This window comes from Bradyrhizobium sp. 613_E4_N2_2 (genome assembly GCF_052075995.1).
GTDB classification, from domain to species: Bacteria; Pseudomonadota; Alphaproteobacteria; order Rhizobiales; family Xanthobacteraceae; genus Bradyrhizobium; species Bradyrhizobium barranii.
Genome location: NZ_CP197234.1, coordinates 7,772,121 through 7,787,493 on the forward strand (window position 1 = coordinate 7,772,121; position 15,373 = coordinate 7,787,493).

The 15,373-nt window shown below is 61.6% G+C and carries 13 protein-coding genes and 1 tRNA gene; 5 read left to right on the forward strand and 9 right to left on the reverse strand.

Translation table 11 applies throughout. The features are described from left to right. Positions 1-76: 76 nt before the first annotated feature. From AB7290_RS36770 to AB7290_RS36785, 4 genes are read left to right on the forward strand one after another with little or no spacing between them, the layout of a single operon-like run. Entirely contained in the window at positions 77-493 is a 417-nt protein-coding gene (locus AB7290_RS36770) for an AEC family transporter (RefSeq protein ID WP_244623201.1), read from the forward strand. Positions 494-514: 21 nt separating this feature from the next. Further along, complete coding sequence (locus tag AB7290_RS36775) at positions 515-919, forward strand: nuclear transport factor 2 family protein (RefSeq protein WP_085400409.1); 405 nt, start codon at positions 515-517, stop codon at positions 917-919. A 51-nt stretch (positions 920-970) separates the two neighbouring features. Continuing rightward, complete coding sequence (locus AB7290_RS36780; RefSeq protein WP_085400407.1) at positions 971-1,189, forward strand: hypothetical protein; 219 nt, start codon at positions 971-973, stop codon at positions 1,187-1,189. Continuing rightward, a complete protein-coding gene (locus AB7290_RS36785; RefSeq protein WP_144030686.1) occupies positions 1,186-1,833 on the forward strand; it encodes a hypothetical protein in 648 nt (215 codons plus the stop codon). The genes AB7290_RS36780 and AB7290_RS36785 overlap by 4 nt, the downstream gene beginning before the upstream one ends. 170 nt (positions 1,834-2,003) lie before the next feature. Here AB7290_RS36785 and AB7290_RS36790 read toward each other — a convergent pair whose 3' ends face one another. The 7 genes from AB7290_RS36790 to AB7290_RS36820 all read right to left on the reverse strand — a co-directional run bounded on the left by AB7290_RS36790 (position 2,004) and on the right by AB7290_RS36820 (position 7,960). After that, entirely contained in the window at positions 2,004-2,756 is a 753-nt protein-coding gene (locus tag AB7290_RS36790) for a hypothetical protein (RefSeq protein ID WP_085400405.1), read from the reverse strand. Next, positions 2,753-3,241 carry a hypothetical protein gene (locus AB7290_RS36795; protein ID WP_085400403.1) on the reverse strand — a complete coding sequence of 163 codons (489 nt, stop codon included), beginning with the start codon at positions 3,239-3,241 and terminating at the stop codon, positions 2,753-2,755. The genes AB7290_RS36790 and AB7290_RS36795 overlap by 4 nt, the downstream gene beginning before the upstream one ends. Positions 3,242-3,826: 585 nt before the next feature. After that, positions 3,827-5,293 carry a tetratricopeptide repeat protein gene (locus AB7290_RS36800; RefSeq protein ID WP_144030685.1) on the reverse strand — a complete coding sequence of 489 codons (1,467 nt, stop codon included), beginning with the start codon at positions 5,291-5,293 and terminating at the stop codon, positions 3,827-3,829. A gap of 36 nt (positions 5,294-5,329) precedes the next feature. Then, positions 5,330-5,767 (reverse strand): hypothetical protein, encoded by a 438-nt coding sequence (locus AB7290_RS36805; RefSeq protein ID WP_135216032.1) that lies wholly within the window; start codon positions 5,765-5,767, stop codon positions 5,330-5,332. A 584-nt stretch (positions 5,768-6,351) separates the two neighbouring features. Continuing rightward, positions 6,352-7,161, reverse strand: coding sequence for a hypothetical protein (locus AB7290_RS36810; RefSeq protein WP_135216031.1), 810 nt, complete (start codon positions 7,159-7,161; stop codon positions 6,352-6,354). Positions 7,162-7,257: 96 nt separating this feature from the next. Further along, positions 7,258-7,334: transfer RNA gene (locus AB7290_RS36815), tRNA-His, on the reverse strand. 191 nt (positions 7,335-7,525) lie between these two features. After that, complete coding sequence (locus AB7290_RS36820) at positions 7,526-7,960, reverse strand: phasin (protein WP_063985516.1); 435 nt, start codon at positions 7,958-7,960, stop codon at positions 7,526-7,528. Between the two features lie 737 nt (positions 7,961-8,697). Between AB7290_RS36820 and AB7290_RS36825 the strand changes: the two genes are divergently transcribed. Continuing rightward, positions 8,698-12,150 (forward strand): PAS domain-containing protein, encoded by a 3,453-nt coding sequence (locus AB7290_RS36825; RefSeq protein WP_354080188.1) that lies wholly within the window; start codon positions 8,698-8,700, stop codon positions 12,148-12,150. A 79-nt stretch (positions 12,151-12,229) separates the two neighbouring features. Here AB7290_RS36825 and AB7290_RS36830 read toward each other — a convergent pair whose 3' ends face one another. Together AB7290_RS36830 and AB7290_RS36835 are read right to left on the reverse strand one after the other, a co-directional pair. Next, positions 12,230-13,777: an FAD-dependent monooxygenase gene (locus AB7290_RS36830; protein WP_085399317.1), complete on the reverse strand. Its 1,548-nt coding sequence runs from the start codon at positions 13,775-13,777 to the stop codon at positions 12,230-12,232. A gap of 275 nt (positions 13,778-14,052) precedes the next feature. After that, positions 14,053-15,225, reverse strand: a complete 1,173-nt coding sequence (locus AB7290_RS36835; protein WP_085399316.1) for a thiolase family protein — start codon at positions 15,223-15,225, stop codon at positions 14,053-14,055. Positions 15,226-15,373 lie beyond the last annotated feature (148 nt).

A 15,373-nucleotide genomic window follows, 5' to 3' on the forward strand; every position in this document is an offset into this window, starting at 1 on the left:
GACATGAGATCTCCAACGATTGTTGCGCTCGAATTTCCTCGGAAAGGCCAGACGTGATGCGGCCGAGGTCATTGGGATGCGTACGGCCATCGACGCAGATCGCAATGCGCAATCAGGCTACATCGCCGAGGATGAGCAAACCAAGCCAGAAATGTTGACGCAGCCGATCACTCTGCGCATTTCTTCCGCTTCGAGATCAAAGGCGAGGAGCATCGCAGTGATGGGCGCGCTCAAGCTTCTGGCGACGCCGGCGGCCGCGTTCGTGCTGGCCAAGCTGCTCGGTCTGCCTCCGGTCGCAGCCGGCGTGATCGTGCTGTTCGCAGCGATGCCGACCGGCGCCAACGCGTACATCTTCGCGGCCCAGTATCAGCGGCTGGTGAACCCGGTGTCGGGCGCGGTGGCGCTGGGGACGCTGCTGGCGGCGGTGACGTTGCCGGTGATGGTGGTGGTTTTAATTTTGCCTTTGCACGCAAAGGTAGCTATCCTGCGATGATACCCATAGCAGGAGGCGGATATGGGACATCGCGAGGAAATGCTCGACGTGATCAAGCGCGCTTACGCCGCGCGCGGTGATGGTGACGCGGCAGGCCTGGTGGCCGCTTTTCATCCCGAGGGCCTGTTCAACCTGGTGGGCGACAAAAGCGCACTGCACCTGACAGGAAGTGTGCAGGGGCACGAACCACTGCGTGGCGCCTTCGGTCAATTCATTGACCATTTCGACTTCGAAAAGCGCGAGATCCTGAGCGAATTGGTTGAAGGGAATTGTGCTGCAATACGGTCTCGCCTTGTCATCCGATACCGTCCAAGCGGGAAAGTCTTCAGCACGGAAGTCCTGGACCTCTTCAAATTTCAGGATGGCAAAATCATTGAGCTGATTGAATTCGCGGACACTGCGCAAATCAAGGCCATCGTCTCCTGACGCGCGATGAGACGGGATTGGATCGCGCGTTGAGGAGGGCGTGAGGCCTTCGTGCTCGCAAAGCGCCTGAACTTGCCCCTGCTTGCGGCTGGCGTCGTCGTGCTGTTCGCGGCGCTGCCGACCGGCGCGAACGCGTATATCTTTGCGGTTCAGTATCGGCGGCTGGTGAACCCGGTGTCGGGCACGGTGACGCTGGCGACATTGCTGGCCGCGGTGACGTTGCCGGTGGTTGGTGGTGATCGTTGCGGGGTAAGGATAGCTGAGCGATGAAAGAACTCAGGTCAATCAGTTGCGTAACGCGCAAACAAGCCGAAAGCGCTAGAGAGACGACGCCTTGGAGTCTAACAAATGAAATCCTTTATCGACTCTGTCGCGAACATCCGTATCACACGGACGAGCAAGTAATCTTGGCAAAGCTAAACATCATCGGTCGCGTCTATGCAACAGCAATAGAGCGGCGCAAGGTCGTCTCGCCCGGTGAGACAAACGACAAATTTTACCTTGAGCGAGTGGCACCCGCGATAATGAAGTCTGGGCTGGACAAGTGGATAAGCCAAGCCAAGTCAGTGGCCCCCTATGGCTCATCTGCGCTTCCAGTGATGCTGGAGATTCATAAGCGCACAACAGACTTATTCGGCCAAATTACCGAACTCAACAAGCGATCTCTCGCCTCAAAATATCTCCACTTCCACGTACCAACTCTTTTCTTCATCTATGATTCTCGTGCGAACCGGGGCATCCGATCACTTTCCTTTCCCGAAAGCGCAGACGAGAAAACACAATACGACTGCGATCCAACTTATAGGGTATTTGTCCTGAAATGCGTCACGCTGAGGTCGTATTGCGAATCTCGCTTTGGGATTAGAATGTCGCCACGAGACCTCGACAATCTGCTCTTAGCAATCAGTCCATAGGGTCGTCCGTTATGGAAGCCCAAGGCGCCAATCCATTAACGTTGCTGACATTCAGCGTCTTTCATTGCGGATCGAGTGCTCGCACTGCTTTGGCATTATGGAGATGCAGTAGGTAGATGCCGTCCGCTATTTCGGCGCAGATGCACTGCCGTTATCCAATCGGACATTTATCAAACTCGCTTCGCTATAATTTCCGAAGCGATCTTGTCCCCGGGTGGCAAAATGAGCGCCGCGCTGCCATCGCTGTCCAATTCGATCTGACGCTCTTCGTGCATCTCGCGAAGAAGCTTCCTAAAGTAGGTATTATTCTTGTAGCCAGTCCAATTCTTCAGTTCTGCGGTCGCGATTTTGCCAGGCGATGTGCAGAGCAACAACAAAATTTGCTCTCGCAAACCCATCTTGGGATCGAGCACGCGCCGCATACCGTCGCCGATCCAAAGCAATGGCATTCGCCGCTCGGCTAATTTATCGACAATATCCTGCGCGTCGAGAATTGAGACATTGTGAAAGACCCTGACCAATTCCGCCATGACCCAAGTGCAGCTAGAAAGGACGAATACTGCATCCATATGATTGGGATCGACATCACCGCCTGCATGCCCCACGCCCCGATTGTTTCGGACCTCAAAGAGCGCAGGCAAAAGTCGCGGGATCAAAATCTGGAAGCTGCGTGGGACCTGGCTATTGTTTTCGAGCAGCTTGCACGCTTGGTCGAAGGCACGCGGTTTCTTCGGCGAAATTGAGTAAATGCCTTTCGCGTAGCCGTCTAAGATCGTGAACACGATCTCGCAAAACTTGCCGCCGCTGAGCTCCGAAGGCGACCATCGATGCTCAGCGAAATTCTGTACGATCGACTGGTACTCGGACAATAACGGTAGACGCAATCCGTCCGGAATCGCTGATAGCGCACTCTGGACGCTCATTCAGCAGGCGCACTTTCAATCGCCTCAAGTCCCTCCGGAGTGATGAAGAATGCCCCTCCTTTCGTCTTCTCACAAAACCCCTTGCTAACATTTTTGTTTAGGCAATCAGCCGAATTGGCCAGTCGCTTTTGATGATTATCCAGCAAAGCCTTTGTGACAACACTCGCAGTGAGCGCCTCAGTCGTACGTCCAGAGAGCCAATAGGCTGTAACGAGAAATCGGCGGACCTGATTCTTCTCAGCCTTCTTTGCCTTTATGTAGCTCGCTAACGAGCCACCAACTTTCGGTGTCGATCCATTCGGATTGGTGTGCGATCCGCTTCCCCCGCCGGTATCCCCGGCGCGAAATGCAGCCGGCTCGGCGGACATTTTGCCAGTCATTGTGAGTGAAATAATTTGGCTTGCGAGCGCTTCGTCGATCTCACGCTCGAAATTGTGGCCAGGCCCGGCCACGGTCAGCTTATAGGCTTGCTTCTCGCCTACCATTCCGTCACCCAAAGGTTGAAAAGAGGAACAAGACATGAAAGCGGCAAAGCGGGCAACGATTGAGTTCCGCCTATCCCCGACAAAAAGTCGATTGTGCATCGCCGCATTGCCAAGAGAGCCACAGCGACAACGGAGGCTGAGAAGAAGCGTCGAACGGATGCTTTGAGCTGGAGACCGCTGCTTCAAAAATTTGCCCGATGCAATCCGAGAGGCCGATGGAGGGCAGACGAAGGCTCTCTGCAAGCAAGGGTACTCGATGAGCGGAAGAGATCTTTGCAGAGCTAATCGGGCGAGGGCTGCAACTGGCCGCCCGGAAAGACGAACCAAAAGCCGCCCCAGTGCACCGGTTCAACGATCCTGGAATAACCAACTGAAATCACTGGTACAGTTGGGTGGGTACTGCCGCCGCTCAACTTTGTCTTTGATAAACCTAGCTTTTTTGCTCGCCAAAGATCGGCTTTTGTAGCGTGTTTTTGTATTCTTGAGCAGCTCGACGTAGCCGGAGCACGACTGGCACTGAAGCTTCACGACCATCTAATAGGGAAGGCACTTGCCTGCTGTGCGCCGGCTCCCAGAGCTTCCTCTCTATTCTGGCAGCCCTGCCTGCCGTAGCGCGCTGTTCATCTTCTCGATGTATTCGGGCTGAAAGCAGAACATTCGATAATAACTGTCGGCCTCGCGAATGGTGAAATCCGGGCGCAATTTCAGCAGCTTTCCGACCTCCGCCTTGGCCTCGTCGAACCGACCGAGAAACGGCAGCGCGTACGCCTGATCGAGATGACTGAGCCAAAAACCCTCAAGGTAGGCGTGCCGGAAATCCTCAAGCGCCTGTTGATATTCGCCTTTCCACCAGTGTCGCTTTGCGGGCGCTAACCACCAAGCAAACGAGGCATTGGGACCCGCCAAGCGAATGGCCTTTTCGGCCATTGCGGTCCCGTCATCCCAGTCCCCCATGAAGGCGAGCCACATACCTCCTGAGAGGGTTCGCGCATCGTTGGAATTGAGCGCGAGGGCCTTTTCCAATTCTTGTCGGTACAGGTGGATTTGACATTTGGTACTCATCGCCAGAGCGTAGGTTCTTTGAGCGAACGCATCGTCGGGTGCAAGCTCAACGGCGCGTGTCGCGCCCCGTAAGATTTCCTCGTTCAAATACAGACGCTTATCGGTGTGTTGAATTTGGTCGGAAGGTAGACCGATCCCCATGCTTCTTTGGTTAAAAAGAACAGTGGCGCGTGCTGACCACGCGAATGCGTTATTCGGCTGTCGCTCGGTAAGTCGCTTGGAGCACTCTAACGCTTTCAGAATTGCGGATGACAATCCACGTACAGACCCGACTACCGCATGAACAATACATTCATATGGACTGAGTTCGAAGACCGGCTTGTTCTGGGATTGCGAGTAATCTGCGTTCATAATTGCGCCGGGGTAGCCACCAATCTGCACGGCGGCGGCGTCGCCAATTTCGTACGCGGACGTTTCCGTTTGCACGCCTTCGGCATTCGCATCGAAGGACTTCGACCAAATCTCTGTACCAGTGCGCAGGTCCGAAACGTGGATATTCGCGCGAGCACCGCCGCCCAATGGGTGAACCTCACCGCTCACCAGATAGTCGACTTGCGCCTTCCGGGCCGCTTTGATGGCATCATCACCTTCCTTTAGAAAGTTTGCAGCGGTTGCGCGCGGTATCACTCGCAAAGTGCTGAACCTCCCGAGGGAGGATGCAAGTTGTTGGGTTACCCTGTCGGCAAACGAACCAAGCCCCGGCGCGGCAATGGGGCTCGAAACAGGCAATACAGCTACTGAAGGCCCCTTCGAGACGATCAGACCGGTGGACGCGGCAGTCGTGGTCGTGGTCGTATCTCTGCCGACGTGGCTGTGCAAAATGTCCCACGCGTGCCAGTAGCCCGCGAGCCCGCCGACCACAGCACCAACCGCAGCAACGGACGCAATGATCGCGCCGAGTTTCCCAAGGCGAAGACGCAGACGAGTGGAGAACGATGCGGATTTGCTATCGTTCAACTTCGGAGCGTCGTTTAGGGGCGTGTCTGCCACCGTCCACCGTTCCTCCGAACGTCAACCTTTGGAAAGTTACAACCAGGTTGCAAAGCTGTCCATATAAGGGCCTTCGTGGTAGCTATCGGGCGCCTCGGGGTAGATGACCTTCCACACGAGATGGTCACCGAACTCCCGCCAGTATTTCGCGGGACCAGGATTGGCCTCGTGCTGCTTCACGAACCAAACGTACCAGCGCCCAGCGAGCGCTATAGCGTTAAGCCGGGTGAGAGGCTGGCCTTCGCCATTCCTATGCGCCCGTAATGCAGCGATACGGGTCTCAATCTCAGCTAACCACTCGCCGTGCTGTGACTTCGCAAAGGGGATTGGCGTCCCGCTCGGTATCCGAAGCTGAGCTTCCCAGCGCACCCCATACAAGCGCCCATAGTCGTCGCGCACATCGGCCGGGATACCTTTTCGAGCGATAAAGCCGCCACCCTTCGCTCGAACTAACTCAACCATCCGCAATGCCATTTGTAGCGCCTTTTGTATTTTAGGCGGCGCAAATACATCAGGCCTATCAGTAAGTTGCTGGGAAAGCGGACTTATCCGCAACGGTGGTACAGTTGGGTGGGCTCGAACCACCGACCTCCTGTTCCCACAGACAGCGCCGAAGGGTCGACACGGGTTCGCTCAACTGTCAATCACAGGAGGCCTGCCACACGCAAAAGCCGCCAAGGTCTCCCTCGACGGCTCGTGCCGTTGCGTTTGCGTAGAGGTACTGTGTCGAGCGGTGCTCGAACGCAGCCCGTACTCGCTCTTATTGGACGCACGCGACCTTCAATGAGGGCCGGTGGGTGCGTTGCCAGTGTGCCGGGCCAACGATCCCCGATCCCTATGAGATGTGACTGGCGGCGATGCTCTTCAAGCGAGCACTGCTGTCCCATTCGATGAAATGGCAAAGCGCGTTTTCAATTGAGCACACTTCGATCATCATCAGCAATCAAGGTCAGCAACTGATCCACCACAACCCGGATACACGTTTCGAAACTCGTATCGGTGATGATTTCGCCGAGGGCGGAAGGGGTCTAGCGGCCTTAAAACGTGCGCCCGGCGTTCTACATGCTAGGCCTTCCGGAGCTAGGTCGGAGGGACCACTCTCGCTGCATCTCAAGGAAAACGGCCCGCCAACGGGTCACCGTCTTCGGCGCCGGCTTTGTTGCAAGCACGAAAGCCTCAAAAAGCTCCCAGCAACTCACACTGGGCGAGCGCGGCGCCCCGTCTGCGAACGACGGGAAGGTATCGGGCCTCTCGTCACGGGCGTAGTCGCCATTCGCGCGCTTCTCCAATAGCTGGATTGCGGGCAACAGATTGTCGCTGACAGCGTCCACGAACAGCGCATGCGCGGTAAGGTTCAACGCCTTCCCCTCGTTGGCGAGGAAGGTTGCGACCCGCGCCAATTCGGCAATCTGCGGCCTCACGGCTTCCCGCACCTCTGGGTCATATTGCCAATCTGCGTGAGGGTCGGACCCTGGATCCTCTTCGTACTCGTCAGGCGCCTCTGGGCGGATCACATTCCACACGACGTGATCGCTGAAGTCCCGCCAGTACTTTGGCTTCCCTGGATCGGCCTCGTGCAGCTTCACGAACCAGTTGTACCAACGGCCCGCAAGCGCGATTGCGTTGAGCTTGGTGAGTGGTTGACCCTCGCCATTCCTTTGGGCTCGCAGGGTCGCGATGCGGGTTTCGACCTCGGCCTCCCACTCTCCGAGGCGGGCCTTGGCTTCGTGCTTAGGCGTACCGGCCGGAAGCTTGAGGTGCGCCTCGCGCTTGTGCCCATAGAGCCGTTGGTAGTCCTCGCGTACGTCCTCGGGGATGCCCTTACGGGCGAACCACCGACCATCTGCGGCTCGATTCAACGCGACCATTCGCAACGCCATTTGTGCAGCCTTTTGTATTTTAGGCGGCGCAAATCCTGCTGGTCTATCAGTAAGATGCTGGGAACGCGGTGTTATCCGCAATCTTGGTACAGTTGGGTGGGCTCGAACCACCGACCTCCTGTTCCACAGACAGGCGCTCTAACCAACTGAGCTACAACTGCATCCTTGCGAGCCGCCTTGGGCGCCTGGACGGGCCGTCGACCTAAGGGGGGCTGGACGGGGCGGAAACTAGGTGCAACGGGCGTTTTTGGCAAGGCCGCAAAACCCGAGAATCGCGCTTCCGACGAGGTTATTTCCAAAGCAAAACCCGGGCTCTAGGCCCGGGTTTCTTAATTTAAACCAGCCGGCCTAATCAGGCGGCGGGCTTGTAGAACTTCGAGGCAGAGGCCTTGATCGGCTCGACGGTCTCGGCGGCGACGCGCTGGGTCAGCTCGGCCAGCTCCTTGGCCTGGGACTGGAAGGTCTCGAGCTGGGTGCGGGTGTGGCCGGTCCACAGCTCCAGCGCTTCCGCCGGCGACTTGAGGCCGAACAGCTGCTGGGCGAAGTCCAGCTGGGCGCTGGTGTTGGCCTTCATGAACTCCACCAGCTTGGCGGTGTACTCGCTCGCGCCCTTGTTGGCGGAGGTGAACACGGCCTCAACGGTGCCGTTGTGGGTCTCGGCCGCGTCCTTGAACTTGGCGTAGCTCTCGCGGGCCTGCGACACGCCCTTTTCGGCGAACGCACGCATCTGCTCGGGAACCTCGAACGGAATGATCGAGGCAGAAAACGGATCAGTCGCACCTGTCATGATGTCCCTCACGATAAAGAAAAAATGGAGTGAGCCTTCTGGCGCGCCCGCCGGCCCCGACCTAGGCCTCAAATTCAGCGGGAACGAACACTGGAACGCGATACAAAAAGATGGCTCGCCCAGCGCCCATCACTATCGCCGCCTAAGATGTCAACATTGTGCAACGCAAACGTGATCCGGGCTGCGCCGCGAAATTTAATCGCGGTCAGGATGAGGGTTCCGCATGAGGGAACCCTGGGTTGAGGTAGTCTGGTGCCTGCTGTGGCCGCTCTCTTACCCTCCCCTGGAGGGGTCGAGACGAGCGGAGCTCGCTCGGGGGTCGATCGCGCGAAGCGCGAGCGGGGTGGGGTGATCTCTCCACTCGAGCACCGCCTCCATTGAGAGGCTGTCACCCCACCTCGGTTCGCATTGCGCTTCGCTGCATGCGAACCGATCCTCCCCCTCCAGGGGAGGATGGGCACCTGTGATGCCGCGCCAGCCTGCTCTTTCGGCAAAGTCTCAGGGCTTGGGCTTGGCCGCATCCATCGCCGCGCAGCCCGCCCGCGAATCCTGCGGATGCCGTTGGGCTGCAGCTTGCGGGGGCGGCTACATTAAGGTTATCGCGGCTTTAGGCTTGGCCGTGTAGACCGGAGCCGTGGACCTGCCTGCGCCTGCGCGCGATACTAACCCTTTCTTAAGGCTGTCATTCCGGCAGCCTTGCACCCTGATGTTGACAAGCGAGACTTGAAGCCGGTCGGATGACGAGTTCGGATTTCCAGTTGCGAGGCGTGGGCGATCCCCGGCTGGCCGTGCACGCGACCTCTCCGTTGCCCGCCTGGCTCTGGTCGATCGACGGCACGCGCGTGCTCTGGGCCAATCCGGTCGGCGCAAGGCTGTTCGGCGCGGCCCATGGCACAGCGCTCGCGGACAGGACCTTCGGCCCGGCCGACAGCCATCGCCGCCAGGTCGCCCGGCTCGCGCGCCGGCTGGCGCCGAACGGCGCGATCAGGCTGGAACGGCTGCACGGCTTCGGCGCCCGCTTGGGCATGCTGATGACCTGCGCCTGCGCCCGTCTCGACTTCGCCGATGGAAGCTCCGGCGTGCTCGTCACCGCGATGGATCCGACGCTGCGCTCCATGCCACTGGTCGAACGCCTGCATCGTCTCGTCGAGGGCGCCAGGGTGCCGATGGCGGCGTTCGCGCCCGACGGCCTGTTCGTCGGCGCCAGCGAAGCCGCCCGCTCCCTGCTCGGCTTCCGCGATCTCGGCGATGCCGGTCTTGACCAGGCCCGCAGCGATGCGCTGGCGAAAGGCCGCGCCGAGACGCCGATCGGCATCGGCCAGATGGTGCTGCAACGGGTCGGCATCGGCGCTGATGTCGGCCTGGTCGCGCTGATCGAGCCGGCCGCCCGGCCGGCGGCGCCCGCTGTCGAAGGGAATAGCGCGCGCGAACAAGATGCTCAGCCCGCGCCCGACGCTCCGCCGGTCCCTCCGGCTGCGGTGCCAGACCATGCGCAGCCTGCGCGGCCGAACGAGGCCGCATCCGAAATCGCGCTGTTCGACGCATTCGCCGAGCCGGTCGAAACGCCGGCTCCGGCCGAGACCGTCCCGCCATCAGCGGCGATCGCGGACGCGCACGCCGCGAGCGACGCGATGCCGGAGGTCGTCACGATCCCGGAGGCGGCCGAAGCGCCTGTCCAGGACACTGTCAGCGAAGCGATCGACGCCGCGCCCAAAACTCCGGTTGAAAACCCGCGAGAGGCCATTGTGTCGCCGCAGGCCGCGCCGATCACCTCACACATGGTCGAACCGCCGCCAGCGGAGCCGTCCGCACCGCGTCAGCATCCGCTGCGCTTCCTGTGGCAGGTGGATGCGGAGGGGCGCTTTGTGCTCGGCTCAGACGAGTTCATCCACCTGATCGGCGCGCACACCGCCGCCGGCTTCGGCCGCCCCTGGCGCGAGATCGCCGACGAGTTTGCACTCGACCCTGATGGCCGCGTGGCGCAGGCGCTTGCAAGCCACGACACCTGGGCCGGGATCACCGTGAACTGGCCGGCCGATGGCGGCGAGCATCTGCCGGTCGAACTCGCGGGCCTGCCGGTCTACGACCGCGAGCGCAATTTCGCGGGCTTTAGGGGTTTTGGCGTCTGTCGCGATCTCGACGGACTGAACCGGCTCGATGCGCTCAGGCGCTTTGAGCTGCTCGCCGCGCCGCCCGCACAGCACGGCCTCTCTGCCGACGTCGTCGAACTCGATCCCGATCCCGAGCCGGAGCCCGTGGCGGAGGCACCGCCTCCGCCAATCGAGCCGCCCGCACCCGAGCCTGAGCCTGAGCCAACACCTGAACCCGAACTGCCCGAACCCGTAGCCGACGCGAATTCACATCCAACCGATCCGGAAACATCAGTGGAAACGCCTCCCAATGTCGTGCCGTTCCGCCCGCCCGGCGATGCGCGATCGCCGACGCTGACTCCGGTCGAGAACAGCGCGTTCAACGAGCTCGCCCGGCAATTGTCCGAGCGGCTCGAACGCGAACGCGAGACCATCGCCGCCGTCACGGCCGAGCCGCCGATGGCGGGAACCGCGCCCGAACCTTCGATGCCGGAGCCCGAGGCGCCGCACGTGCCAGCCGAATGGCTGACTGAACCGGCGCCGCCCGCGCAGGGCCACAGCATGCGCGACCGCGCGCTGCTCGATTTGCTGCCGACGGGCATTTTGATCTACCGGCTCGACCGGCTGCTCTACGCCAACCCCGCCTTCCTCGCGCGCATGGGCTATTCCAGCCTGGGCGCGCTCGAGGATGCCGGCGGGCTCGATGCGCTCTACGTCGAGCCCGGCGTATCGTCGGCGAGCAGCACGTCGCAAGCCGGCACGCCGGTGACGATCAGCGCGACGGTGGCGAACGGCGAAGAGCCGCTTCCGACCACCGAAGCGCATCTGCACACGATCGACTGGGACGGCGCGAGCGCGCATGCGCTGATCTGCGCGCTGCCGCAAGCGGCGCCCGTCGTTGCTGCGCCAGTCATCGTGCCGCCTGTCGTCGTCGAACCCGTCGTCGCGGAATCCTTCCCCTACGCGCCCGAACTCGAGCCCGAGGCCGGCGATGCCGACGCCCAGGATCTCGCCGCGATCCTCGACACCACCGCCGAGGGCATCGTCATGTTCGATGCCGAAGGCAACATCCACGCCTGCAACCGCAGCGCGGAAGCGCTGTTCGGCTATGACGGCGAAGCGCTGATGCAGCGGAACCTGGTGACGCTGTTCGCGCCGGAGAGCCAGCAAATCGTGGTCGACTATCTCGAAAGCCTCAAGAGCCAGGACATCGCGAGCCTGCTCGACCACGGCCGCGAGGTGCTGGGGCGCGAGAAGAAGGGCGGCGTCATTCCGCTCGCCATGATCATGGGCCGCACCAGGCCCGACGGCCCGAACTTCTTCGCCGTGTTCCGCGACCTCTCGCAGAGCAAGAAGGGCGAGAGCGAGCTCAAGAACGCCCGCCGTCTCGCCGACGGCGCGGCGAATGCCAAGGCCGACATGCTGGCGCGGATCAGCCACGAGATCCGCACGCCGCTCAACGCCATCATCGGCTTTGCCGAGGTGATGATCTCCGAGCGCTTCGGCACCCTCGGCAACGAGCGCTACGGCGAATACATGAAGGACATCCGCGCCTCCGGCGAGCGCGTCATCACCATCATCAACGATCTCCTGGAGCTGTCGCGGATCGAGACCGGCAAGCTCGATCTCAATTTCGCCAACCTCAATCTCAACGATCTCGTCGAAGCCTGTGTCACGGTGATGCAGCCGCAGGCCAACCGCGAGCGCATCATCATCCGTACCTCGCTCGGGCATGCGTTGCCGCAGGTGAGCGTGGACGCGCGCGCGATGCGGCAGATCACCATGAACCTGATCTCGAACTCGATCCGGCTCGCCAGCGCCGGCGGCCAGGTCATCGTCTCGACCGCGCTCACCGACCGCGGCGAGATTGCCCTGCGCATCCGCGACACCGGCCACGGCCTGAGCGAGCGCGAGGTCGCCGCCGCGATGGAGCCGTTCCGGACGCCACCGCCCGGCGATGCCGCGGACAGTTCGGCGCTCAGCCTGTCACTGACCAAGGCCCTGGTCGAAGCCAACCGCGCCAGGTTCAACATCAAGAGCGCGGCCAATTCCGGCACGCTGATCGAGGTGGTGTTCGCACCGGCGGCGGTGGGGGCGTAGGGGCGGCGGAACAGCTACGTAGCCGAGGTGAGCGAAGCGATACCCGGGAAGGTCCCGCATATCGCTCCGCGCATGCGGGCTACGCAGACGTGATCGTGGGGTCACCGAACCATCTCGCCGCCGCCTGAGCAGCCTCCTTATCGTCGGATATGCCGTCACTGGCCCACGCGACGAAGCCATCGGGACGCAGCAGCACGGCGCTCAGACCCAGCCGATCCCTCGCCTCGCTCGCGACATAGGTGATCCGGTCGCCCCAGCGACTTGCCAGCGCCTGAAGCGGTGAACGCGCGTCGAAATCCAGCAGCAGGCCTTTCGACGTCCTGAGGCGTTCTCCAACCGTCGTCCCGTCGCGCAATTCGAAATCGGGAGCACTCCGGCCGACAAGCGGATGGCTGCCACCGAGATCGTAGCGGAGCGAAACGCCGCGCACGCGCTCGGCGAAATAGGTGGCACCGTCGCGGGTCTCGACGAGATCGCGAATGATGGCCTGAAGTGCGCGGGCGCTCGGCGTCGGCCGCATGATCGCGACCTGCGCGCGCGACCAGTCGAGGATTTGCGCGCCCACAGGATGCCGCTCGCGCGAATAGCTGTCGAGGAGATCGGCCGGTGCTTGCCTGCGGATCGTCGCCGCCAGTTTCCAGCCCAGGTTCATCGCATCGCCGAGACCGAGATTGAGGCCCTGGCCGCCCAGCGGCGAATGGATGTGAGCAGCGTCGCCCGCGAGGAGCACCCGCCCTCTGCGATACGTGGTTGCCTGATGGGCCCGATCCGTCCAGGTGGCGGCGAGCCGAAGCGCCGTGACGGTGACGTCGGTGCAGGAGACGCGACGCAGGACGCTCTGCACATGCTCGCGCGTGATCGGCTCGGTCCGGTGGAAAGCTCCGCCGTCGAAATCGACCATCGCGATCGTCCCGGGCTGCGCATAGGTATACATGCCGGCGAGCGTGTAGTTGCGGCCGTGACGAAGCTTGTCCGGATCGGCCAGCTCGACATCGATGGAATAGCCCGTGAACTCGGGGTCGGTGCCGACGAAGTCAAAGCCGCCAGTCTTGCGTACCGTGCTGCGGGCGCCGTCGCATCCGACGAGCCAGCGTGCCCGGAAGGTCTCGCCGGCCGCCTGCACTGTCACGTCTTTGCTCGAGGCGACAACGGCATTCACGCCAAAACCGCGCCGGATCTCGACGCCCATGCTGCATGCGCGCGCAGCCAGAACGGATTCGAGCGTTTCCATATCGACGGCAAGGTTGGCATCGGCCGACGTTGGCAGACGCCAGGACCACTTCGTGACATCGATGTTGTCCTGATAGAACTGGATGCCGGCGAAATGACCCGCGGGCCGTCGCGTCTGCTGCATCCAGTGGGCTGAGCTCTTGATCGCGCCTGAGGCAAGCTGCTGCGCGGCCACAATCTGTTCCAGCAGGCCGCGCCGGTGAAAGGCCTCGAGTGTGGGGAGCGAAAGACCGCGCAGGCCAAACGGGAGTTGCTTCAGGGCCGAATGCGAATCTTGCGATTGCTCCAGCACCAGAACCTGGAGACCAGCGAGCCGCAACTCGCACGCGAGAAACAGGCCGACGGGACCGGCACCGGCAATGACGACGTCGTATGGATTCGAAGATTGATCGTGCATGGGACGCTCCTGAGGTCGATGTTCGACCGGAGCGTTCCCTGGGCTTGAGAATCACACGGACGAACGATTGGGCGCCCTGGTGGCGTCCGATGTTCGTCGCGGGGATCTCGTGCACAAGGCCAAAGACCAGAGCTTTCGTTACCGAAAGGATTTGGGCTTACCAGACCAAATCTGCCTTTTCCGACACGAACTGTATAGTTTCGTGACGATCGATCCGCAACGAAAAAGGCACGGCGCTTGCGGCGCCGTGCCTTTTCACATTCATGTGGCTTATCTCAGCTGTAGATCTCGAACAGGCCGGCGCCGCCCTGGCCGCCGCCGATGCACATGGTCACGACGCCCCACTTGGCCTTGCGGCGCGCACCTTCCTGGAGGATGTGGCCAGTGAGACGCGCGCCGGTCATGCCGAAGGGATGACCGATCGCGATCGAGCCGCCATTGACGTTGTACTTGGCGGGATCGATGCCGAGCTTGTCGCGCGAGTAGAGGCACTGGCTGGCGAAGGCCTCGTTGAGCTCCCACAGATCGATGTCGTCGATCTTCAGGCCGGTGCGCTTCAGCAGCTTCGGGATCGCGAACACCGGGCCGATGCCCATCTCGTCGGGCTCGCAGCCGGCCGTTGCCCAGGCGACGAACCGGCCGAGCGGCTTGAGGCCGCGCTTCTCGGCATCCTTGGCTTCCATCAGCACCACCGCGGCGGCGCCGTCCGAGAGTTGGCTGGCATTGCCGGCGGTGACGAACTTACCGGGGCCCTTCACCGGCTCGAGCTTGGCGAGGCCTTCCAGCGTGGTCTCGGGGCGATTGCACTCGTCGCGATCGACGACGTAGTCGACGATCGATTCCGCCTTGGTCTGCTTGTCGACGACCTTCATCCTGGTCTTCATCGGGACGATCTCGTCCTTGAACTTGTTCGCCTGCTGGGCCGCGGCCATGCGGCGCTGCGATTCCAGCGAGAACTCGTCCTGGTATTCGCGGCTGAGCTTGTAGCGCTCGGCGACGATGTCAGCGGTGTCGATCATCGCCATGAAGATATCGGGCGCGACCTTGAGCAACTCCGGATCGATCGATTCCTTCGGCGAGCCGCCGCCCGGAATCGAGATGCTCTCGACGCCGCCGGCAACGATGCAGTCGGCGCCGTCGGAGCGGATCGAGTTGGCGGCCATCGCGATGGTCTGCAGGCCCGACGAGCAGAAGCGGTTCACGGAAACGCCGGCCGTGGTCGTAGGCAGGCCGGCGAGCAGCGCGGCCTGGCGGCCGATGTTCGGCGCGCCATGGGCGCAATTGCCGAGATAGCAATCCTCGACATAGTCCTTCTCGACGCCGGCGCGGTCGACCGCGTGATGAATGGCATGCGCGGCCAGCGACATCGGCGGCGTGATGTTGAACCCGCCGCGGCCGGACTTGGCGAGGCCCGTGCGTGCATAGGAAACGATGACGGCTTCACGCATTGTTTTCTCCCTTTCGAACAATGGTACGGAGGCGTTGGTACGAGGCGTTCTTGGGCGCCATTGGTACACAAAGTTCGACTGGCTTGGGAGAAATAAAGCGGGCCGCAGCATCAACAAAAACGCCGCCCTCTCGGGAGGGCGGCGTGGT